Source organism: Brevibacillus ginsengisoli (assembly GCF_050113715.1).
Lineage (GTDB): Bacteria > Bacillota > Bacilli > Brevibacillales > Brevibacillaceae > Brevibacillus_H > Brevibacillus_H ginsengisoli.
This window is the reverse complement of record NZ_JBNJQR010000001.1, coordinates 542,909-564,947: the sequence shown is the minus strand read 5'-3', so window position 1 is coordinate 564,947 and position 22,039 is coordinate 542,909. Positions and strand designations below refer to the sequence as shown.

Genomic DNA, 22,039 nt, shown 5'->3' with positions numbered 1-22,039 from the left:
TGAAGCCCATAAGCCTTTTACCCGACAAAAGGTGAAAGGAGCACGATCGGCGCAAACTGTTTGCCGATCATGCTCCTTGTCAACGATCCCGTGATGATGAAGCCCTTATTTACTGTGTGTGAATTGTTCCGTCTCGGTAGAACCCGCGAGTGCCGTAGTTGAGGAGGTACCCCCGCTAACCACTTGAGCGACTTCATCGAAATATCCAGTACCTACTTCACGTTGGTGTCTGGTTGCTGTGTAGCCATTCTTCTCAGCGGCAAACTCTGCTTCTTGCAATTGAGAGTATGCAGCCATACCGTGATCTCTGTAGCCGCGAGCCAATTCAAACATGCTGTAGTTTAAGGCATGGAAGCCAGCCAATGTGACGAATTGGAATTTATAACCCATTTTGCCCAACTCTTGTTGGAACTTGGCGATGGTCTCGTCATCCAGCTTCTTTTTCCAGTTGAAGGACGGCGAGCAGTTGTAGGCAAGCAGTTTGCCCGGGAATTTCTCGTGGATAGCTTCAGCGAATCGTCTCGCCTCTTCCAGATTAGGTTCCGACGTTTCGCACCAAACCATGTCGGCATAGGGAGCGTAAGCGAGGCCGCGCGCAATCGCTTGCTCCAGACCAGCTTGGGTACGATAGAAGCCTTCCGGTGTACGCTCATTCGTGATGAATGGAGCGTCATAAGGGTCAACATCGCTTGTGATTAGATCCGCCGCATTGGCATCGGTACGAGCAATCAGAACTGTTGGAACACCCATTACGTCAGCGGCAAAACGCGCTGCGATCAGGTTTTTCACGGCTGTTTGCGTTGGCAGCAATACTTTGCCGCCCAAGTGTCCGCATTTTTTCTCCGAGGAGAGTTGATCCTCAAAGTGAACACCAGAAGCACCTGCTTCGATCATGCCTTTCATCAGTTCGAATACATTCAGTTGACCGCCAAAGCCCGCTTCAGCATCGGCAACGATTGGAGCAAACCAGTAGGTGTCTCCTTTTCCTTCCATTGTTTGGATTTGGTCAGCTCGTTGCAGGGACTGATTGATCCGTTTCACGACGGCAGGAACGCTGTTGGCTGGGTACAAGCTTTGGTCCGGATACATGTTTCCAGAAAGGTTGGCGTCAGCCGCTACTTGCCAGCCGCTCAAGTAAATGGCTTTCAGGCCTGCTTTGACCTGTTGAACCGCCTGATTCCCTGTCAAAGCACCCAACGCATTGACGTAATCCTCGTGATTCACCAACTGCCAGAGACGCTCTGCGCCTACTCGCGCCAGTGTATGTTCGATTTGGATGGAACCTCGCAGGCGCACAACATCGTTTGCAGAATATGGACGAGTGATGCCCTTCCAACGATCCGCTTTCCAGCTTTCCTCAATCTTCAATACTTCTTCTTGTCTTGTCATACAGTTTCAGTCCTCTCTCCTATTTTTATTTATGATGAAAAATCTCCTAAAGGAAGTTAATCATCGATGATTACTCAAAATACTCATAGCCAGGCAGCGTCAGGAACTCAGAGAATTCATCCTCTTGAATCAAACGTATGAAAAGTTGTGTAGCTAACGGGAACTTGCCAGCTTGATAGGTTTGTTCGCCGATACTCGCTTCGATCTTGGCAAGTTCTTCTTCCACGATTGTTTCAACTAGTTCCAACGTGACTTGGCGACCATCTTGCAAAACACCTTTGGGATGACGAATCCATTGCCATACCTGTGCGCGGGAGATTTCGGCGGTTGCGGCATCTTCCATCAGATTGAAGATTGGTACAGCGCCTGAGCCTCTCAACCATGCCTCGATGTACTGGATACCGACGCTGACATTAGTGCGAAGTCCCTCTTCTGTAATCGTTCCTTCTGGTACAGCGAGCAGGTCAGCCGCACTCACTCGGACATCTTCACGTTTGCGATCCAATTGGTTGGGCGTCGGCATATGAGTATCGAACATTTCCATCGCAACCGGAACCAGTCCCGGATGGGCAACCCATGTACCGTCATGTCCGTCCTTGGCCTCCCGTTCCTTGTCAGCGCGAACCTTGTTCATCGCGATTTCGTTGGCTTCGGGATTGTTGCGAACCGGAATTTGAGCCGCCATTCCACCTATTGCGTGAATATTGCGACGATGACAGGTTTGAATCGTCATCTGGGTATAGGCTCGCATGAATGGCACCGTCATCGATACCTGAGCGCGGTCGGGCAGGATCACATCTGGTTGGTTGCGCAGTTTCTTGATATAGCTGAAAATGTAATCCCAACGCCCGCAGTTCAATCCTGCGCTGTGCTCGCGCAACTCATAGAGGATTTCATTCATCTCAAAAGTGGCAAGAATGGTTTCAATCAATACGGTAGCTTTGATCGTTCCCTGTGGGATCCCCAGTTCTTTTTGCGCGAAAACAAATACATCATTCCAAAGCCTTGCCTCCAGATGTCCCTCCAGCTTCGGCAGATAAAAGTACGGTCCCGAGCCATTCTCCATTAATGTTCGAGCATTGTGGAAGAAGAATAGACCGAAGTCGAACAAGCTTCCCGAAACAGGCTTGCCATCGAGCAGCATGTGCTTTTCTTCAAGATGCCAACCGCGCGGACGAACGAGCAAAGTGGCGATTTGGTCATTGAGTAAGTAGCGCTTTCCTTCTGGGCTGACAAATTCAATGGTCCGCCGGATGGCATCACGCAGGTTGAGCTGACCTTGAATGGTATTGTCCCATGTGGGAGAGTTGGCGTCCTCGAAATCTGCCATAAACGCTTTGGCCCCTGAGTTAAAGGCGTTGATGACCATTTTGCGATCGCCTGCGGGACCTGTGATTTCTACGCGTCGATCTTGTAAATCTTGCGGTACGGGGGCAACTGTCCAATCACTTTCTCGTATATGCTTCGTCTCCGGAAGAAAATCGGGGAGCTTACCGCCGTCAATCTCGCGTTGTCTGCTGGCGCGCTTCTCTAGCAATTGATAACGCTCTTCCTGGAATTGTCGCGCCAGTTGAGTGACAAAAGCGACAGCCTCTGGGGTAAGAATTTCGGCGTACTGTGAGGAAACGGGTCCGATTATCTCTACTCCGGCTGGATACTTATTCGTTGTGGTAGGCATTGAAGCTGGTTCCTCCTTTCGCTTTTCGCGATCCCTTTTGATAATGTATTATGCAACAGACTCATTTTCTGTTCTGTATTATAATACAGATAATTTTGAATTGACAATCACTTTCTGACAATTCATTCAGACTTCCATTCTTCCTTACTTCTTAAATAGGGAAGCCAAATATCTTCTTGCCGCCTCTGGATTGGATAGCGCCTCCTCTTCTCGCTCTTTGTCCTTGTTCAGTTTGTCGATTGCTTTGGCATAGATTTCTTGCTCTTGAGCTTGAGGAATCACGACGACACCGTCCGCATCACCTACGACAATGTCTCCCGGATGTACGACGACACCCCCGCATGAGATCGGGACATTGATCTCCCCTGCCCCTGATTTGCCACTGGCAGCTACCGTATAGCCACGACAAAATACAGGGTAGTTCATTTCTTTAATCCCCTTGACGTCGCGAATCACTCCGTCTATAACCACCCCTTCGATTCCCAATATCTGCGCTAAGCCAATGACAAAATCTCCACAGACCGCATTGTATTCATAACCCTTAGCATCGATTACGAGGATGTCTCCCGGACTTGCTTCATAAATCGCCCGCAGAACCATTAGATTGTCGGCAGCTCTAACCTTGACGGTGAATGCCTTGCCGCGGACCTTTAATTTCTCATGCAAAGGTTTAATCGCCGGATCGAGGTTATTTAACCCACCCATGGCGTCTGACAGACAGGTAGTCGGGATACATCGGTTCACTGTTCTCTCCACCATCTAGCCACTTCCTCTCCGCTCTAATCAACCAGACCTGTACCACCACAAGTGATACAGAAAATATGTCCATCCCCCATACATTGGGTGCATTTGTTTCCTTCTGTTTCTTTTCCGGTACCCAAGCAACTCGGGCACGATTTCTCTCCATTTCCTTCACAGCGTTGACAACTAGTCATCATGAACACTCCTATCCATTCTTTCTGTAGTATGGTTGGTTTAAAATATCCCTGTATTAATACAAAACCATTTGATGTTTGTTATTATATAACAGGGAATAGTGTGGATCAATATTAAATTTTCAAAATTTTTAAGACAACTCGGGGTATTCATTATCTTCTATGGATTAGACTGGGTCGCGACTGGCTCATCAACTGGAGGTGGCAACAGCGGCTAATGGAGGGGCGGGAGTCTTCTGCTTGCTGGCTTCCGGTATGGTGCTGGGGATCGGAAAAGGTGCGAAGGTTCGCACACAGGGTTAGGTCTGCTACATATGATAGTACGATCATACGTATATCGCCGCTTGAGTGAAAGGAGGAAATACATTTGTGACGACGCTTTACCTTACCCAGCGCGCTTTTAAGCAGATAGATCAGGCGGTTAAGAAACAGCCCCTGGTAGAAACTGGTGGCATCCTAATGGGTTTACAACTCGAAAAGGGTGATTATATTGTCAGCTACGCAAGCGAACCGGGGCCACGAGCAATCCAAACACGAAATACCATCATGTTTGATGACCCGTACCTAAGAGAACTGGTTCGTAAAATACGGAGACGAACCGCTGGAAGGCTACAATATGTCGGTGATTGGCACAGTCATACGGTCAAACGCTTGTCACCGAGCAAAGGCGACCGTGAAACCATTTTAAGTAAACATACGAACAATCTCTACGCTTCATCCTCACCACTCATGCTGATCGCTGGCTTGGATAAGCGTCATCAACTCCTAGCGCGCGCTTTTATTCTTGCGGATTCTTTTCGTGAAGTGGATCAGATTCAGTTGTACCAGAAGCAAGTGAATCGACCACTTTTTTGAACACCTGCGTCGCTTTATGCGGGGCATTCGGAGATTGATTCTCGACAACCACAGCAATCGCGTAGCGTGGCTTCTCTACAGGAGTAATCCCCGCGAACCACTGATGATCCATCTGCTGCCCTGACGCAAAAGTCTGGGCAGTTCCACTTTTTCCAGCGACCGTCCATGCCGCGCTTATCAAGGATTGGCCCGTTCCCTGTTGCACAACGGCTTCCATGAATTTCATTAGCTTCATCGCCGTTACACGATCAATTCCTTTTGCATCAAGCGTGTGTGGCGTGAAGTGATGAAAGGTCATGCCATTGCGGTAGGTAATTCTGGAGACAAGACGAACCTGATTCGGTTTTCCGCCACGGGCAATCGTCGCCATCAGATTGGCAGCCTGCAAGGGAGTCATGCGAACGTCACGTTGACCTATTGCCGTCTGGATCAAGACTCCTTCATCTTGCTTCGAGCTGCCGGGTGCAAAGACACCTCCATGATCCTCTCCTTGTAACTGATGAAAATTCTCCAGCTTGTACAACACATCCGTTGACCATCCAACCGGCGTGGAAACTCCCAGCTTTTTCGCGTACTCCTCGATTTTGGCTCCGCCTACTTTTTTGGCTATTTGAGCAAAGGCAACGTTGCAAGAGTCAGCAAACGCTTCCTTCATGGTAAGTTTGCCATGTCCCCCTTTTTTCCAGCAGGAGAAGCCGTATTTGCCATACTCTCCTTCGCATAGGAACGTATCGGTTGGCGAGACAATTCCTTCACCCAGAGCGGCTGCGGCGACGACTGTTTTGAACACTGAGCCTGGCTCAAGCTGTTTAAACGCATGATTCTGCCAGCCCCCATCCGCTAGGCTGATTTTACTCTGATCATAATTCGGTCGACTCACCAGCGCCACAACATCACTGGTGTCAGCATCCAGCACGACAATGGAGCCTTCCTTCATCCCCACTTCATCGGCAATTTCCTCCAGGTTTTTTTGAATCCGCAGATCAAGTGTTGTCACAAGTGTAAGCGGATAAAACGCATTTTCGTTGGCTTTGTAACGCACATCCAGCCCTTTCAACGGATGACCTTTGCCGTCTACATAGTAGGACAAGCTGGACGATTCACTTCCTTGTAAAAACAGATCAAAGCTTCGCTCCAGCCCGCTCGCTCCCACAAGAGTTTCCAAGCTGATTTGTCGCGACAAAAGCTCTGTTTCATATTGGCTCTTAATGACTTGTGGATTTTGACTGATATAGCCGATGGTTTGCCTCGCAATCCCGTCCTTTGGATAGCGCTCCGTCACGGTCAAGGCAAGTATCCCCGGGATGTGAAGCCGATTGATCGCATCAGTCTGCTCGTCAGACAAAGCGTGGATCGTTCCGATATCGTCGCGGATAATCGTGGGACTTTTGCCTTCATAAATAGCCTGACGGATCTTATCTTCTGACAGATGCGCAAGATGAGCCACTTGCGTAATCGTCTGTTGGCCTTCCACTCCGCCCTGTGCGATCGGAAAAATAATCAGAGCCTTTTGCGCAGATCCGGTTAAGGACTGACCGTTTTTGTCCGCAATCTCTCCGCGGCCACTATTTAACATAATCGTTTGTTGACGTTGCTTGATCGAGCTTTTGACCAGATCAATCTGATGCGAAGAGAAGCGATGGGTAAATCCGATTTGGATCCACCATAGCCGAAGCATCAGACCCGCGATCAAAAACGTGAGCAAGAGTAAGCTCAAGAAAGCCCTTCGCTGGATTACCCGATGTGTAGTCAACCGCCACCCCGCCTTTCATCAGCATTTGCCTACAGTTTGTCCATGAAAGCGGGGGATGCAAACCAATTGGATGAAATGAAAAAGGCACAGGTTAAAATTAAACCTGAACCTTAACGAGCTGTACATATTATACTTTTTAAATATTTTTGTTTACTAAGTAAACGAAAATTTGTATAATTTACTCAAATCCAAAAATACCACATTCCCCCATCACTCTAGAGGTCACTACTCATCCTATAAAAAGTCAGGTGATAACCATGAACATTGCCAAACGATTACGTGAAGTTGCCAATTTGTATCACGCTTATCCGAGAGAAGCCGTCCTGTTTATCCTCGCCAGTTTCGTGAACTCGACAGGAAGCGCGTTTATGTGGCCGCTCACTACCTTGTATGTCCACAACGTTCTTCATCGCTCCATTGGCGAGGCCGGATTCGCTCTGATGCTTCAATCGCTCGCGGGAATTGCCGGTCAATTTTTTGGCGGAGCCATGTACCTTCGTCTCGGAGCAAAAGGATTGATCGTAGGTTCTCTCACGCTCGTAGCCACAGCGCAACTGCTTGTGCCTTTCACTTCTGATTGGGTGCTTTATATGGTCATCATGTCCATCATCGGTTTTCTTAACGCCATCACCATGCCCGCAATTCAGGCTTTCATTGGTTTTCGCTGGAAGAAAAAGCGTCGGGAATTATTTAATGTCGTGTATGTGGGCAACAACCTAGGGTTGGCTGTCGGTACCTCTCTTGCGGGAATGCTTGCCGCCTACTCCTTTAGCATGACGTTCTGGTTAAACAGTGTCAGTACATTCGCATTTGCCCTTTTCTTCTATCTGTTCATGCGTCGTATTCAGGTAGAGAGTACGGAAGAGTTGCCTGTCGGTCAGCGCCCCTCAATCCTTTCTGATGATAGTACCTGGCAGCTTCTCTCCAGGTATAAGCTCTATTTATTTCTCGCCTTGGGCTCAGCTTTCGTTTGGTTTGGCAGTTCGGTATGGGGAACAGGTGTGGCAGCATACATTGACCATGAGGGGATGAGCATTGCGGCCTATAGTTTGCTCTGGACGATTAACGGAATTGTAATATTTGCGGGGCAGCCAATTACCTCCCTCATCAAACACACCATTGCCAAATCACTCACTGCCCAATTAGTAGCCAGTGCCTGCTGCTATACGATCGGATTTGCTTTCATGCTGGTTTTTCACCAGAATTATCTGGCCTTCGTCGTCGGGATGGTCATTAGCACCTTTGGGGAAATGCTAAAGGCCCCTACCATCCCCGCGTTCATTACAGAAAACGCTGGGGAATACGCACCCTTTTATCTGGGCGTAGTAGGAGGCCTGTGTAGTGTCGGTCGTTTGTTCGGACCGCTATTATTGGGAAGGATGTATGATGCTGGGGGGATTGTTCCTGTGCTCTTGGTCGCAACTGGCGCAATGGCTGTCGCAGTCTTGCTGTATAAAATTCATGCGCTGTTGCATGCTTCCAAAGATTCTCGCTCGACTCAATCTCCTGCCCAATCTCGTAATCTTGAGGCAGACAGCGCAAGTTCTTCAGGTTAATGGAGGAGATATTGATGCTCCTTGTAATAGTTCATGATCTTCGGCTGGATCTGTTCTTCCAGCTTGCGCAGCTCTTGTTCCAAAAGCTCTTGATCCTGATCTGTAATTTCATAGGCAGGGCTCACATTCCCTTGCGCCTCTAAAAACTCGATTCGATAAGCTGTCGGGGGATGTGTGGAATCTAATCGGGATTCCACCATCCGACCGATTTTTTGTATACGGGTAATTTCTTGCTGTGGCATGTGATCAAATTGCTGTCTTAATTCTTGAAAAAGTGTAGCATGTTCTTTGGCCATCAACATTTTTTGCAAGACGAAATTGAAGTACTGCGCAAGATGCAGCTTCTCCAATAACGAAACCTTGGCCTTCACTCCGCTTACCTTAGTCGCGAGATAGTCCGCCATATATTCGGCACGCTGACTATCCTGCCATAATAAATGGGCAAGGAAATACAGGATACCATAAATGATCCGTGACAAGCCCAAAAGAATCAGATTGATCGGGATCATCATCACATCAATGAAACTAGGAGACCTTTCGATAATCGAATCCGGTCGAAGCAAATCATGCCAGACGGTTAAGGTTGAGAGCGCTGAACCGATAAAAAAGCCCTTGGATGTGTCTTTATTGACACCGTGCCCCAATTCGTGAGCAATTAACGCAACTCTTTCTTCGGCGTTCAGGACCGCAAACAATGGCAGTCCCAGATTTAGATATTGATGTCCTCGAATGCCGACACTTTCAAACGCCGCATTGTATTCATAACCGATCGTGATTCCTGTTACTGGCTTCGATTGGAGGACGCTGGCTATGTCATTTGCCACCTTGTAAAGGGTTGGAAACTCTTTTTTTGATAAAATAGGATCATGAAGTTTGCCAAATCGGGGGCGCGTAAGCCACGCAATCACAAAGCAAACCAATGAACCCAACAAGAAAAAGAACTTTCCCCAACCAATGACCGCCAGCCAACTTCCTGTTACCAGAATGGCGAAGCTTACAAGGTGAACGCATCCTGATAGAATATAGGCCAAACATAATGAAGGCGTTAGCTTGGATTGATAGTAACCTTGCTTCATTAGATGTAACAGTTTTTCTCCAAGTTTTCGACTCATTCGCGAATATAAATTTTGAAGTACCCCAGCGCTTTCTTGTTTATTCAAAGGGTTAATATTCCAATTACATGCTTCACACCATGAGATGTATCCTTTGTTTACTGTGATTTCTGTATGACAGTGGGGACAGTACGTTTTCCCAACTGACAATGCGTCCGTTTCAGGCATCGTAACCCTCCGTATTGGAATAGTAGATCGATCTCTACTATTTTAACGAGAATTCATATAAAATGAAATCTTCATTAAGTTATCCGTTCATCTTTATCGCATACACAATAAAAGAAATCGAACCGAAACACGGAAAGACAGATAAGAAATAATTCCCCTTTAAGATCTGACTCAAAGTCGTCACCGCTAGAATTGTTCCACAACAAAAATAGACGATTTTTTTCTGCTTGATCTTCATCTGCAATTCCCCTTAAATTCCGCCGATTAATGATTGGCATCATCTTCATGGTTGAGCCATTTCATATTTACGGAACATCATTACAAGTTTTGATTAGCGTATATCCTGGTAGATAAACCTATCGACATTCCCAGAATCAAAAGAGAAAGTAAACCAAGAAACAAACCTTGAGCGATTTGCGGAAGTTGAATCAAATCTTGATGTCCGATCTGATGTGTTCGCATGGATATCATTATTCTAGGAGCTACAAATGGAAATAAAAAAATCATACACATAAAGATATACTTAGATTTTTCATACCCGAAGCGATACTGAACAGGAATAATAGTCCCGAAGATAACAGCCAGAATGAGGAGTGACATTCCTACATCCGACAAACTCAGCATGGCTAGCTTAGTCGAAATGAATAGACTTGTAAGTGTATAGAAAATATAGCACCCTACAAAAATGGCTAGAAGAAACGCATATTTGGATCTTACCATTGCCCTTCTTGTATAGGGAGTTGCGCAAAGAAGCGCGGAACCTTTGAATTTATATTCAATCATCGACACAGTGTTGAACATCAAATATTGAATAAAGAGAGTGCTTAGAAAAAAAGCGAAAAACCCTCCTGTCATAAAATCGACTCTACTACTGATAAAGACTGGCAACACAAATGCAAAGACTAACATGATGAACCAATACCTTTTTGCGAGAAGGAAATCTTTTTTTACAAGATGATACACCATCTTTATTACCTCCCAATATAACCCAACATCACATCTTCAATGGTCGGCCTTTCAATAAGCACGTTCTCCATTTGTTGGCGAACAGCCGTTTTATTGTCAGTCAAACCGGAAAAACCATACTCTGTTTCATGCAAGGTTAAAAACAATCCCCTCGTATGTTCATTTATATCTTCTCGATCCCCTTTAACTAAACCATGTCGGTCCAGCAAACTATCTTTTTCTTCACTGAATAGGATTTGACCCTGATCAATCAAAATCAGTGTATCTGCAACTTTGTCCAAATCAGAGGTAATATGGGATGAAAAGAAAACAGCTTTTTTATCTTGCTTGATGAAATCAAGCAAGATATCCATTAGCTCCAATCTTACTTGAGGATCTAGTCCACTTGTTGGTTCATCCATAATCAATAGATCCGCATGATGAGAAAGCGCTAATGAAATGGCATACTTCATACGCATACCCTTGGACAACGTGCTGATTTGCTGATTGGATGGCAGACCAAAACGCTCCATATGCTGTCTAAAGATCGCTTCGTCCCAATTGGAATACGCTGGCGCAATGATGTTTTTCATTTCTAGAAGAGTTAAATCTTCGTAAAAATATCCTTCATCTAATACGATACCAATACGGTTCTTGAATTCTCGTTCAATTAATTGAATATCTTTACCGTAAAATTCAATCTCTCCGGCGTCCTTTAACATTAGTCCAAGAATCGATTTAATGGTTGTCGTTTTTCCAGCACCGTTGACCCCGATAAAACCAGTAATACAGCCTTCCAACAAGGAAAAGCTAATGTCCTTTAAGGCGAAGGTGCCTAAGTCTTTTTTCAATCCTTTTACCTCTAAAATCGGAATCATTCCTCATCCTCCTCAAAAAGCAAATCCATCATCGCATACAATTCCTTTTTGCTAATACCAAGCGCGCGAGCCGTATTCCAGGCTTCAGAGAGTTTGGCTTCCACCATATGCCGTTTGGATTCCAGCAGAAGCTCAAGGTTTTCTTTGGCAACAAATGACCCTTTACCCGCTTTGGTTGTAATAAAGCCTTCCGATTCAAGTTCGTCGTAAACTCTTCGGGTAGTCAGAACACTTACACGCAAATCATTAGCAAGTGCGCGTATGGATGGAAGCATTTCTCCTTCTTCTAATTCTCCACGCAAGATAGCATCCTTTATTTGGTTCTTGATCTGCTGATAGATAGGCAGATCGGACACATTGGATATAATAATTTTCATTTAGCCTCCACCAAACTGTGTATTACCTACATACACAGAATATACATCAGTTACACCATTGTCAATAAACACATCTTTAGCTGTGCCACGACCCCCGAAATAGTTCAAGAACATAACGAGGCCCTCGACGAATTTGGATTTCGTAAGCATTCTACAGATTACTCCCATGCTGGGCATTCACAAAAATAAGGAGCCGTTGCTTTTAGCAACCTGCTCCTTATTTCACACTCAGAGGCCCATGAGGTTTTGAAAACCAATTCGAAATTGGATTTAGTAGCGTGAGAATTTTCCCCCTAACATTCCTGACTATCCCGCTATAACCGATATCGTGTTTTCACCTTGATTCGCCATGTAAACGCGATTATTTTTCTCGTTGACGACACCCGACAATGTGCTGAGCCCGACTTGGACGTTAGCAATGATCTTGTTGTTCACCCCGTTAATGACAAATACTCTTTCTCTAGACGCTTCCCCAATGGCGGTGGCGACGTAAATGCGATTTAGCTTCGTACTCACGACTGCCAGCACCGGAGATTCACCGTTCACGACCGTGGCAATCACTTTGTTGTTGGCACCGTTGATGACAGCCACATTATGGCTGCCCGTCGTATCATCCGGCGCATAGATTCGGTTTGTGACTGGGTTGATGCCCATGGTCCCGACACTGCCGACACCTGAGATGATCTTAATCAGCTTATTATTGCGTCCGTTGACAACGGCGATAGTGCCTGCCTCTGTTGAAGTCACAGCATAGACCCGGTCCGTACGTAAATTGATGGCAAGCGAGAAAGGTTCATTCCCGATTTTAATCGTCTTGACCACCTTATTCGTACAACCGTCGATAACAGACATCGTATCCGCACCTGTATTCAAGACGTAGATGCGGTTGACAATCGGATTGACACCGACCGCATTTAGCGACCCAGTAAGTCTCTGCTTGCCGACTTTTATGGTCTTTATTATTTTTTGGAGCCTACCGTCAATGACGGTTACGGTGTTTTTCACGTTGTTCAGCGCGTAGACCAGATTGGTACGCAAATTTACCGCAATCGACGTAAAAACCCCTCCGACGTTGAACGTTTTGATGAGAGTATCTGTCCTGCCGTCGATGATGAATAATTTGCCCCCTGATCCTGCGACGTAAATCCGGTTCGTAAACCGGTTGACGGCAACAGTAGCCGCATCCGTCACGTTTTTGATGGTCTTAATGACTCGATTGGTGCCGCTGTCAATGACAGATACGCTGTCGCTCTTGTTGTTTGCCACATACAGCTTGTTTGTGCGTCGGTTTAACACGATATCGGTCGGACCCTCTCCTACTCGTATCGTTTTAATCACTCTTATTGTGCTTATCGCAATCACCGCCTCGTTGTCCTTCCTTACTATTTCAATTTATTCAGGACCGATGCGAGAAGTTTGGTTATATGTCTTACGTTGGCAAACGAAAAATCCCAACGATACGCTCGTCGGGATTTTGTAATGATATTTATTCAAAGCGTACAACTAAAAGCATGATTGGTCTCTTAACAGTCTCCACAAATAAAAACAGCGTATGAAGCTGATGTCAGTTCACACACTGTTTCTCATTTTTCTCCGAACTATAATACAATCTGCTTCTCCGCGAGAATGTCACGAATCTTCGTCGATAACAGGTCGATCGCAACCAGATTAAATCCGCCCTCCGGAACGATCACATCCGCATATCGCTTGGTCGGCTCGATAAATTGCAAATGCATAGGACGAACAATCCCCAAGTATTGCTTTACAATCGAATCAAGTGTACGTCCGCGTTCTTCCATGTCTCTTTGGATCCGTCTGACAATCCGTACATCGGCGTCCGTATCAACAAACACCTTGATGTCCATCATCTCACGAATTCGCGGATCTTCCAGGATTAGCATCCCTTCAAGAATGACCACGTTCTTTGGTTCCACCAAAACTTGTTCTTGAGCTCGAGTATGCATTTTGAAATCATACTGGGGCTTGTATACAGGACGTCCGTTCATTAGTTCCTGTAGATGAGTCAAAAGCAAATCGTTGTCGAACGCAAACGGATGGTCGTAGTTGGTGAGTACTCTCTCTTCCATGCTGAGATGACTCTGATCCTTATAATAAGAATCCTGTTCAATCATGATGACGCTCTCGTCCTGGAATTGACGATATAATTCTCTTGCTACAGTGGTTTTGCCGGAACCGCTACCGCCGGCTACCCCAATTACTACGGGGTGACCCATGGTTTAAATCTCCTTCCTCATCATGTCGTAAGCACGCACTGGCTTAGCGACCTTCACCTTGACTAATTGCATCGCATGACGAGCGGCATCCACTTCATTGCCGTCTTCATCCCAGATTTGATCAATGGTTTGTTGGAAGAATGTTTCTGGTCCAAAAAATTCCACTTTTGCCCCTGGTTTGAAGTAATTGCGCTGTTGAATGGTTGCCAAACCCGTTACCTCATCGTAGTCTACCACAAGTCCAGCGAATTCGTAAGGCACAGGATTGTCCGGAACGCCAAAAAGTTGTTCTTCTGTACTTGGATTGCCATAAAAGAAACCGGTTGACAAGGTACGAGGCGCAGATTTATACACTTCGTCAATCCATTCCTGCTTCATTTTGAAGTTGGCTGGATCTTGGAAATACGCGTCGATTGCCATACGGTAGGCTCTTGATACGGTTGCCACGTAGTGAATGGACTTCATCCGTCCTTCTACTTTTAAGGAGTCGACCCCTGCTTCAATCATGTCGGCAATGTATGGAAGCATGCTGAGGTCTTTTGGAGACATGGTGTACTGCTCTTCTCCTTCAGCGAATAGCGCTTTATTCTCATTCGCTTCAAAATTAAAGCCCTCTTCAAACAGATCGTACTTCCAACGGCAGGACTGCGCACAGCCGCCACGGTTGGAGTCGCGCATCGCCATGTGGTTGGAGAGCACGCAACGACCGGAATAGGCGATACACATCGCTCCGTGGATGAAGGCTTCGATTTCAACGTCTACTTTTGATTTGATTTCATAGATTTCTCGCATGGATACTTCGCGAGCCAGAACAACGCGGGCAATCCCTTCTTCTTTCCAGAACTTCACAGATTTCCAGTTCGTCGTGGAAGCTTGTGTGCTCAAGTGTACTTCAAGATTAGGCGCAGCTTTTTTACAAGCCTGGATAAGTGCCGGGTCCGCAACGATTACGGCATCAATCCCTGCGTTATAAAGCTCCTGGAAGTATTCACGCATGCCGCCCAAATCTTCATTGTGAGCGATGATGTTGGAGGCTACGAACACTTTGGCGCCACGTTCGTGGGCAAACTTCACGCCTTCACGCATTTCATCATAGCTGAAGTTATCGGCATTGGCACGCAAGCTGTACGATTGGGCACCAATATAAACAGCGTCAGCGCCATAGCGAATGGCGAATTGCAGTTTCTCAAGGTTACCGGCTGGTGCCAATAATTCCGGTTTGTTCAGAATGATTTTCTTCTCTGCTGAGTTGGGTGTCAAAATGGTTGACATCACAATTCACCTCACTTCTTAAGATGTTTGGTATGGAATCGGTGGTTTATAGTAGAATCCGGTGTTCAACGGACGATTAGCTGGTTGGATCGCTTCAATTTGATCAAGGAAATTCATGGCTTGATCACGGTAAGCCTCTACGTCAGTGAGGCACAAATCAATCGCACGACGATACAGCTTGGTAACCGTTAGGATGTACTCTTCCGTCTGCAATAACCCTTCAATCTTCAGGCTGTCAATACCGCCGTTGATGAAGTCCTCCAGACCGTCTATCATACAGATGTCCTCAGCACTCATCACATGCGTTCCATGGGCGTCTTCATAGATCGGGTAGTTGACCGTTTGACGCTTCTCTTCCTTCATGTACAGTCCGCGTTCCATTCCCGTCGATTCTTGCTCCACATCTCTGCCCTGGTATCCGAAGTAGGCGGTGACCAGATCGCGTCTAGAGTGGAAGATACAAGTAGCTCCGTGAATCTGCGCCTGAATCTCGATTGCTGAATTCTCACGGTTCTCAATGGTTTCATCGATGGTCAGCTCACGGGCGAGGACAGCACGGGTCGCTCCCTTGGAAGCCCAGTAGTTCACTGTATCAAAACTGGTAGAAAGCATCTCCATGCTCCAGTGAAGCTTCAAATTCGGAGTTACTTCACGCGCGGTAAGCAGGACAGATGGATCCCCAAACACAATCCCATCAACACCGATGCTATCCAAATGGCCAAGGTACTCCTCCAAGCCATTCAATTCATCATTGTGCAAAAGCGCATTCACATTTACATATACCTTGGCACCGCGTTCATGGGCAATTTTTACGGTTTGGTTAATCTCTTCTATGGTAAAGTCCCCGGCATTACGCAAGCCGTATCGTGCGTCACCGATGGAGAGAGCATCAGCCCCCGCATCCAATAGCGGTACGACACTAGCAAAGCTTTTTGCTGAAACCAATAGTTCAGGCTTCTTCACGTGCATCCGATCCTTTCTCTTTCTTAATACTCACGGCGATTCCATCGCCGATTGGCACAACAGCCGTTTCCAGCTGCGGATGGGTGACAAGATGGTTGTTGAATTGATCTATTTTTTGGACGAGCGGTCGCTGTCGTTTATTCGCTTCTTCAGGAGTGGCCACGAGCCCACGGAACAAGACGTTATCACTGATCACAAGCCCGCCGGGAACAAGAAGAGGCAAGTACAGTTCGAGAAACTTGAGATACTGCCCCTTGGCCGCATCAATGAACAGGCAGTCAAATTGATAGCCTTCAGGCAGACCAAGCGTAGCATCTCCCTCACGAAGTTCAATTCGTTCGCTTACACCAGCCTCGGCAAAATTCTCGCGAGCCCGCTTGATTCTCTCCTCATCCAGCTCCATGGTGACAATCCGCGCTTCGGGTGCCGCTTCAGCCAGCCAGATCGTCGAATAGCCGATCGCGGTACCCACTTCCAGAATCCGTTTGGGCCGATGCGTCAACAGCAACAGGCGGATGAACTGTGCGCTTGGCAGTTGAACAATGGGAATTCCCTCCGCATGCGCTTCTTGTTCCAAGCGCGTGAGAAGGGAAGATCGTTTGGGAACCAATGTATGAAGGTAAGCATCTATGGTTGGATTGGTAATCATCCTTGTAACTCCTCATCGGCAATAACCGAATTATTATATCATATTTTTACTATGAAAACATTGTTTTTACCAGTTCCCTCTGCTTTTTGCGTCGCGAGCCAGGTGTTCTTCCAACGTTTTGGAAAAGTAATGTTCGGAGGTGCCATCTTTTTTGGTGACAAAGAAGAAATAATCGTGGTGTGCAGGCTCCACAACCGCTTGAAGCGAAGCTCTGCCCGGATTGGCGATTGGACCAGGCGGTAAGCCCTGATGTAAGTACGTATTGTACGGACTTGGGATCTTCAAATCGTTAAAGGTAATCCGATCCCGCTGTTTGCCAAGAATGAACTGAATGGTTGCACAGGATTGCAGCATCCAGTGATCGTGTATCCGATTGTAGAATACACCAGCCACTACAGGGCGCTCCTGATCAACAACGACTTCACGCTCTACGATGGACGCAAGGGTGACCGCATCATCCAGCGAAATGTTTTGCTTTTTGAGCTCATCTAGCCACTCTGGCTTCAGTTCTTTTTGAAATTGAGCGAGCATTTTGGAGATGATCTCATGCTCCGTCGCCCCTTTTTTCACTTCATACGTGTCGGGAAATAAATAGCCCTCTAACCGATATTTTCGCCCTTCCTTGTGAGGAATAGACGACACAAAGGGAAATTCCGAAAAATCACCGTGATCGATCTCTTTCAAGAACGCCTCTTTGTTGACAATCCCCTTCTCAGCAAGAGAGGTTGCGATTTGATTAATGTTCCAGCCTTCTGGAACGGTGAAGTGAACGGTATCAACGACAACCTTACCGCCCGCCATATCATCGATTAACGCGGAAATAGGTTGTCCAACACTAAATCGATAGTCTCCAGCTTGGAGTTTACTGCCGTTATCTCTTGTCTTGACATACAAACTGAATAACGTGGCGTTTTTTATCAGCCCTTCTTTTTCAAGAATCTGTCCAATGTCTCGAACAGACGAACCAGCCGGAATGGAAACTAGTTTCACTTTACCCGCGCTTGCCGAAGGTGGCTGAAGCTGTGAATACACATAGCCCATCGCGACTGCAAGTACAAGAATCATGATGAAAAGATAGACACCAAACGGTCTTCTTCTCCTCTTTTGCTTCCCTGTGAATGACGGAGTACCATTTCTCAAGGATCCCCGTTCTTTTTTCATTTGGTTCAAAAGTAAACCTCCTCTTCCCTGCATCGCCTCTCATTATACCGAAGATTTTGTCTCAAGTAAAAGAACCCTTTGGATGTGTTCCAAAGGGTTCAGCGGATGGCGTATTCTTATCTATATAGGGTGCGCGTATTTGACTTGATCAATTAGTAGCCATAAACAAATGCTTCATCATCAAACCATTTGATTCGTACGGCTTTGTCAGCTAACGTCATCAATCGCTTTCCGACTTTTAAAAAGTGGCCGCGGGACTCGCATTTTTTAAATTCATGAAACGGGACGGATTCAATCATTTGAACATCTCCTGAAGCAAAAACGATAACCAATGTACCCATATCGACTGCTTCAACCGCTTCCCGTTCTAAAACCATTGCCATGATTTTCATCTCCCTGCTTTTTCTTCGCAAGATTTTTTCCGTGCAAGTTACCCCAGCCATAATTTGGATCCTGTCAGGAGTCTTGCTCACACCCATATTCTATATGATTCTTGTTGGCCTAAGACCATCAATTTATGAATAAACCGTTAAGAAACTGTGAATTAGTATGACACATTTCGCGCAAAATGTCAGATCATTACTGAGCATGTCGACTTCTGGAAATTCTTCATAAGCGAGTTAAGTTTTTCTTCAACCTCAGATAGCCCAACCCTCTCCTCGATCCCCTCCCGCATACTCCTGAGGGTTACTTCGCCTCGCGCCAGCTCATCCTGACCTAACAAAAGGACAAACGGAATTTCTTCCTTATTCGCATAATCCAAGGCCTTCTTCACTCGTTTCCCAGACATCTCGATCTCTACTCGCAGACCCTGACGCCGTAATCGTGTGGCTAGTTGAAGGCTTTCAGCTTGCGTTCCGATGGGAACAATCAATATTTCGGTAAGTGGACCAGATGAAAGCTGTCCCTTTTCCAGCAATGCCGCATAGATGACATCCAGTCCGAACGACAGCCCTACAGCAGGGAAGCTCTGATCGTTCCCCAGCAGTTGTCCGATGATCTTGTCGTAGCGTCCGCCGCTCCCGATACTGGAAGTAATTCTGCCTTCTGTTAAAAAAATCTCATATACACTACCCGTATAAATATTGAGGCCTCTCGCGAGAAACGGATTGAACTGCAGATAGGATTCGACTCCAGCCTTCGTCACATATTCACGTAGCTCCATCAATTCTCGGAGTCCTTCCACAACAAGCGGCTGGGAGAAGTTCTTGCCGATATACTCTAATGTGTTACCGTTATCTGCTTGGATGAATTGGGTGATTCGCTCGATTGTGTCTTGTTCGATCTGTTTGTCATTGAGTTCTTCCTTGACCCCTGCTATCCCGATTTTCTCTACCTTATCCAGTGTCAGGATTACGTCACCCAACCGCTCCTCAGCTACCTCGAAGCTGAGCAGGATTCCCGTCAGAACCTTCCGATTGTTATATTGAATCTTTACATTAAGCTTCAAACGCTGAAACACCTCAACCGCCATCACCAGCAGTTCCGCTTCGGCCAGCACTGATGTGACCCCGACCACGTCCACATCACATTGCGTAAACTCTCGGAACCTTCCCGCTTTCATAGGCCCATCTCGAAAAACCTTGCCAATCTCGTACCGTTTGAACGGCAGCCGAATATCTGGATTCATCCCGATCACCTTGGCGACAGGAATGGTTAAGTCATAGCGTAAAGCCAGCTCCCTCTCACCCTGATCGGAAAGCTTATAAACTTCTTTGAGAATCTCCTCACCGCCGCCGTACTTGGAGGCGAGCAAGTCATAGTAGTTGAGGATGGGTGTCTCCAGCGGCTTATATGCGTACTGTTCAAATACCTCTTCCAAGGTTCTTCTGATGTAGGTGCGAATCGTCTGCTCCTCTGGCAAATAGTCTTTGGTCCCCTTCACATTGCGCAGCATCTCTTCCATTGTGCTCATCCTTTCGTTTTAAGCCGAGTTGATTCGGCATTGGTGAAATAAAAAAAGCCACGTAGGATTAAAAATACCTACGTGGCTTCGTATATCGCCCGCAGGTACAAGCACGAAAAGCGCTTGCACCTACGGGAGTTATCCCTTAGACACAAACGCTTACGTATGATGATGTAGTTGTTCGATTCTGGTTAGATTGCGGTAACCGAACATGAAAAAACTCTCCTTACAAGTAAATTGAAGCTATTGTATCGAATCTTCCGCTTTAACGCAAGCCCTTTATGGCCATTAAGCGTTTGAATGCGTCTGAACGTACTCTTGCAGGCAGTCTAGGAACAGCTGACCGTACTTCTCAAATTTGGCCGCTCCCACTCCTTTGATCGTGAGCATTGTTTGTTTGTCACCAGGACAAATACTGCTCATTTCTTTCAACGTGCTGTCATGGAAAATGACATAAGGCGGTACCCCTTCTTGCTGGGATAGCTCTTTGCGCAATTCTCGCAACCGCTCAAACAATTCATCATCCGCTTCCCGCTGTACAGGTCGAAGCTGAATCTTCTGCCACACTTGCTCCTCGCCTTTTAAGACCGGCAAGGCTTTTTCCGTTACCATCAGAACCGGGTACTGGCTTTCCGTTACATGGAGATACCCTTCCGCAATCAGAAGCTGAATCAATTCCATAATCTCTTTCTCCACATATTCCTTCATCAAGCCATACGTAGGCAGCTTGTCAAACCCGAATTGCAGAACCTTTTTGTTTTTGGAGGCTTTAAGCACTTGGGCAACTAGCGAGGCTCCGTAGCGTTCTTTCATCCGTTTGACGCAGGAAAATATTTTTTGGGCTTCCACCGTAATGTCTAGCAGTTCCAAATCATTCGTGCAATTGCCGCATTGCCCACACTCGGTTGATTGGGTTTCACCGAAGTACTGGACGATATGCTGCATCAGGCATCTGGGTGTCCGGCAGTAATCCATCATGGCGTACAGCTTTTTGTATTCGTATTCTTTTCGCTCGGTTGTGAGCTGATTTTGTTCGATAAAGAATTTCTGGGTCTGAACATCTTGCGGATGATACAAGAGAATACACTCGCTCAGCTCGCCATCGCGGCCTGCGCGGCCAGCTTCTTGATAGTAAGCCTCCAGATTTTTGGGCATGTTGAAGTGAATGACGTACCGAACGTTAGACTTGTCAATCCCCATCCCAAATGCGTTGGTGGCGATCATAACTCTGACATCATCAAAAAGAAAGGCCTCCTGATTACCCGCTCTCTCCTCCTCATTTAGCCCAGCATGGTATTTGGTCACAGAAAGCCCTCGTTTGAGCAAGTGTTCATGAAGAGCGTCCACTTCTTTTCTGGTTGACGCATAGACGATTCCTGCTTGCTGGTGGTTCGCTTTGAGGTAATCGACTACGAACGCGCGTTTATCCTCCCCCTTGCGAACAGACAGGATGAGGTTCTTCCTTTCAAAACCCGTAATCACTAGACCTTCATTCATAAGACTCAGTTGTCTTCGAATATCCTCCGTCACTTCGGGAGTAGCTGTCGCTGTAAGGGCAGCAACAATCGGTCGCGTTGGTAAATCGCGTAGAAATTTGGCGATATTTAAATAGCTGGGGCGAAAATCATGACCCCACGAAGAGACGCAGTGAGCCTCATCTACCGCCACCAGAGAAACAGGCAGTTCCCTCATTAAAGAGAGAAAGTTTTCGGACTCCAGCCTTTCCGGCGCGATGTAGAGCAGCTTATACTCCCCACCGCGGGCTTTTTGCAGTCGATCCCGCACCTCGCTATAGTCAAGGGAACTATTGATCTGGGTTGCTGGAATTCCCATGCTGACGAGTGCATCTACTTGATCTTTCATGAGAGATATTAACGGCGAGATGACAATCGTGACACCGTCCAAAAGAATCGCTGGCACCTGATAACAGATGGATTTACCGCCGCCTGTCGGCATGATGCCCACCGTATCCCGCCCAGCGAGCAAACTTTGGACAATCTCTTCTTGTCCTTTGCGAAAAGCTTGATAACCAAAATATTGTTTCAGAATTTCTTCTGCTCTGTTTAACAAATCAAATCACCTGCGTTCGATTCATTTTACTTGGAATTCACCAAAGCTTTTTCTATTCTACTCGTACCATATCAAAGATTACTAGGGCAAATTTTTTTACCCAATAAGACAAAAGGACCACCCTGTAGGCTGGTCCTC

At 46.5% G+C, this 22,039-nt stretch carries 20 protein-coding genes; 2 read left to right on the top strand and 18 right to left on the bottom strand.

Annotation, left to right across the window (positions count from 1 at the left end):
- Positions 1-105: 105 nt before the first annotated feature.
- From aceA to ACQCN2_RS02805, 3 genes are all read right to left on the bottom strand, one after another.
- Positions 106-1,389, bottom strand: coding sequence for an isocitrate lyase (aceA, locus tag ACQCN2_RS02815; protein ID WP_426927365.1), 1,284 nt, complete (start codon positions 1,387-1,389; stop codon positions 106-108).
- A gap of 70 nt (positions 1,390-1,459) precedes the next feature.
- Positions 1,460-3,067, bottom strand: a complete 1,608-nt coding sequence (gene aceB / locus ACQCN2_RS02810; RefSeq protein ID WP_426927364.1) for a malate synthase A — start codon at positions 3,065-3,067, stop codon at positions 1,460-1,462.
- 144 nt (positions 3,068-3,211) lie between these two features.
- Entirely contained in the window at positions 3,212-3,826 is a 615-nt protein-coding gene (locus ACQCN2_RS02805; protein WP_426927363.1) for an RraA family protein, read from the bottom strand.
- A 545-nt stretch (positions 3,827-4,371) separates the two neighbouring features.
- Here ACQCN2_RS02805 and ACQCN2_RS02800 point away from each other — a divergent pair.
- Entirely contained in the window at positions 4,372-4,857 is a 486-nt protein-coding gene (locus tag ACQCN2_RS02800; protein ID WP_426927362.1) for a Mov34/MPN/PAD-1 family protein, read from the top strand.
- Here the strand turns inward: ACQCN2_RS02800 and ACQCN2_RS02795 are convergent.
- Positions 4,781-6,610, bottom strand: coding sequence for a peptidoglycan D,D-transpeptidase FtsI family protein (locus ACQCN2_RS02795; protein ID WP_426927361.1), 1,830 nt, complete (start codon positions 6,608-6,610; stop codon positions 4,781-4,783). The two genes, ACQCN2_RS02800 and ACQCN2_RS02795, sit on opposite strands and share 77 nt — an antisense overlap.
- 257 nt (positions 6,611-6,867) lie before the next feature.
- Between ACQCN2_RS02795 and ACQCN2_RS02790 the strand changes: the two genes are divergently transcribed.
- Positions 6,868-8,166 carry an MFS transporter gene (locus ACQCN2_RS02790; protein ID WP_426927360.1) on the top strand — a complete coding sequence of 433 codons (1,299 nt, stop codon included), beginning with the start codon at positions 6,868-6,870 and terminating at the stop codon, positions 8,164-8,166.
- Here the strand turns inward: ACQCN2_RS02790 and ACQCN2_RS02785 are convergent.
- The 14 genes from ACQCN2_RS02785 to recQ form a co-directional block, all read right to left on the bottom strand.
- Positions 8,163-9,446: a M48 family metallopeptidase gene (locus tag ACQCN2_RS02785; RefSeq protein WP_426927359.1), complete on the bottom strand. Its 1,284-nt coding sequence runs from the start codon at positions 9,444-9,446 to the stop codon at positions 8,163-8,165. The two genes, ACQCN2_RS02790 and ACQCN2_RS02785, sit on opposite strands and share 4 nt — an antisense overlap.
- A gap of 318 nt (positions 9,447-9,764) precedes the next feature.
- Entirely contained in the window at positions 9,765-10,412 is a 648-nt protein-coding gene (locus ACQCN2_RS02780; protein ID WP_426927358.1) for an ABC-2 transporter permease, read from the bottom strand.
- Positions 10,413-10,417: 5 nt separating this feature from the next.
- Entirely contained in the window at positions 10,418-11,269 is an 852-nt protein-coding gene (locus ACQCN2_RS02775; protein ID WP_426927357.1) for an ABC transporter ATP-binding protein, read from the bottom strand.
- Positions 11,266-11,646 (bottom strand): GntR family transcriptional regulator, encoded by a 381-nt coding sequence (locus ACQCN2_RS02770; RefSeq protein WP_426927356.1) that lies wholly within the window; start codon positions 11,644-11,646, stop codon positions 11,266-11,268. The genes ACQCN2_RS02775 and ACQCN2_RS02770 overlap by 4 nt, the downstream gene beginning before the upstream one ends.
- On the bottom strand, positions 11,647-11,796 hold the full coding sequence (locus tag ACQCN2_RS02765; RefSeq protein WP_426927355.1) for a hypothetical protein: 150 nt from the start codon (positions 11,794-11,796) through the stop codon (positions 11,647-11,649). It abuts the gene before it with no gap.
- 156 nt (positions 11,797-11,952) lie between these two features.
- Entirely contained in the window at positions 11,953-13,008 is a 1,056-nt protein-coding gene (locus tag ACQCN2_RS02760) for a YncE family protein (RefSeq protein ID WP_426927354.1), read from the bottom strand.
- Positions 13,009-13,244: 236 nt separating this feature from the next.
- Positions 13,245-13,880 (bottom strand): uridine kinase, encoded by a 636-nt coding sequence (udk, locus tag ACQCN2_RS02755; protein WP_426927353.1) that lies wholly within the window; start codon positions 13,878-13,880, stop codon positions 13,245-13,247.
- 3 nt (positions 13,881-13,883) lie between these two features.
- On the bottom strand, positions 13,884-15,152 hold the full coding sequence (locus ACQCN2_RS02750; RefSeq protein WP_426927352.1) for a peptidase U32 family protein: 1,269 nt from the start codon (positions 15,150-15,152) through the stop codon (positions 13,884-13,886).
- Positions 15,153-15,170: 18 nt separating this feature from the next.
- A complete protein-coding gene (locus ACQCN2_RS02745; RefSeq protein WP_426927351.1) occupies positions 15,171-16,115 on the bottom strand; it encodes a peptidase U32 family protein in 945 nt (314 codons plus the stop codon).
- Positions 16,102-16,764 carry an O-methyltransferase gene (locus tag ACQCN2_RS02740; RefSeq protein ID WP_426927350.1) on the bottom strand — a complete coding sequence of 221 codons (663 nt, stop codon included), beginning with the start codon at positions 16,762-16,764 and terminating at the stop codon, positions 16,102-16,104. The genes ACQCN2_RS02745 and ACQCN2_RS02740 overlap by 14 nt, the downstream gene beginning before the upstream one ends.
- A 66-nt stretch (positions 16,765-16,830) precedes the next feature.
- Positions 16,831-17,925 carry an endolytic transglycosylase MltG gene (gene mltG / locus ACQCN2_RS02735; RefSeq protein WP_426927512.1) on the bottom strand — a complete coding sequence of 365 codons (1,095 nt, stop codon included), beginning with the start codon at positions 17,923-17,925 and terminating at the stop codon, positions 16,831-16,833.
- Between the two features lie 152 nt (positions 17,926-18,077).
- A complete protein-coding gene (locus ACQCN2_RS02730; RefSeq protein ID WP_426927349.1) occupies positions 18,078-18,308 on the bottom strand; it encodes a hypothetical protein in 231 nt (76 codons plus the stop codon).
- A gap of 188 nt (positions 18,309-18,496) precedes the next feature.
- Complete coding sequence (locus ACQCN2_RS02725) at positions 18,497-19,831, bottom strand: histidine--tRNA ligase (RefSeq protein WP_426927348.1); 1,335 nt, start codon at positions 19,829-19,831, stop codon at positions 18,497-18,499.
- Positions 19,832-20,119: 288 nt separating this feature from the next.
- Positions 20,120-21,901 carry a DNA helicase RecQ gene (recQ, locus tag ACQCN2_RS02720; RefSeq protein ID WP_426927347.1) on the bottom strand — a complete coding sequence of 594 codons (1,782 nt, stop codon included), beginning with the start codon at positions 21,899-21,901 and terminating at the stop codon, positions 20,120-20,122.
- Positions 21,902-22,039 lie beyond the last annotated feature (138 nt).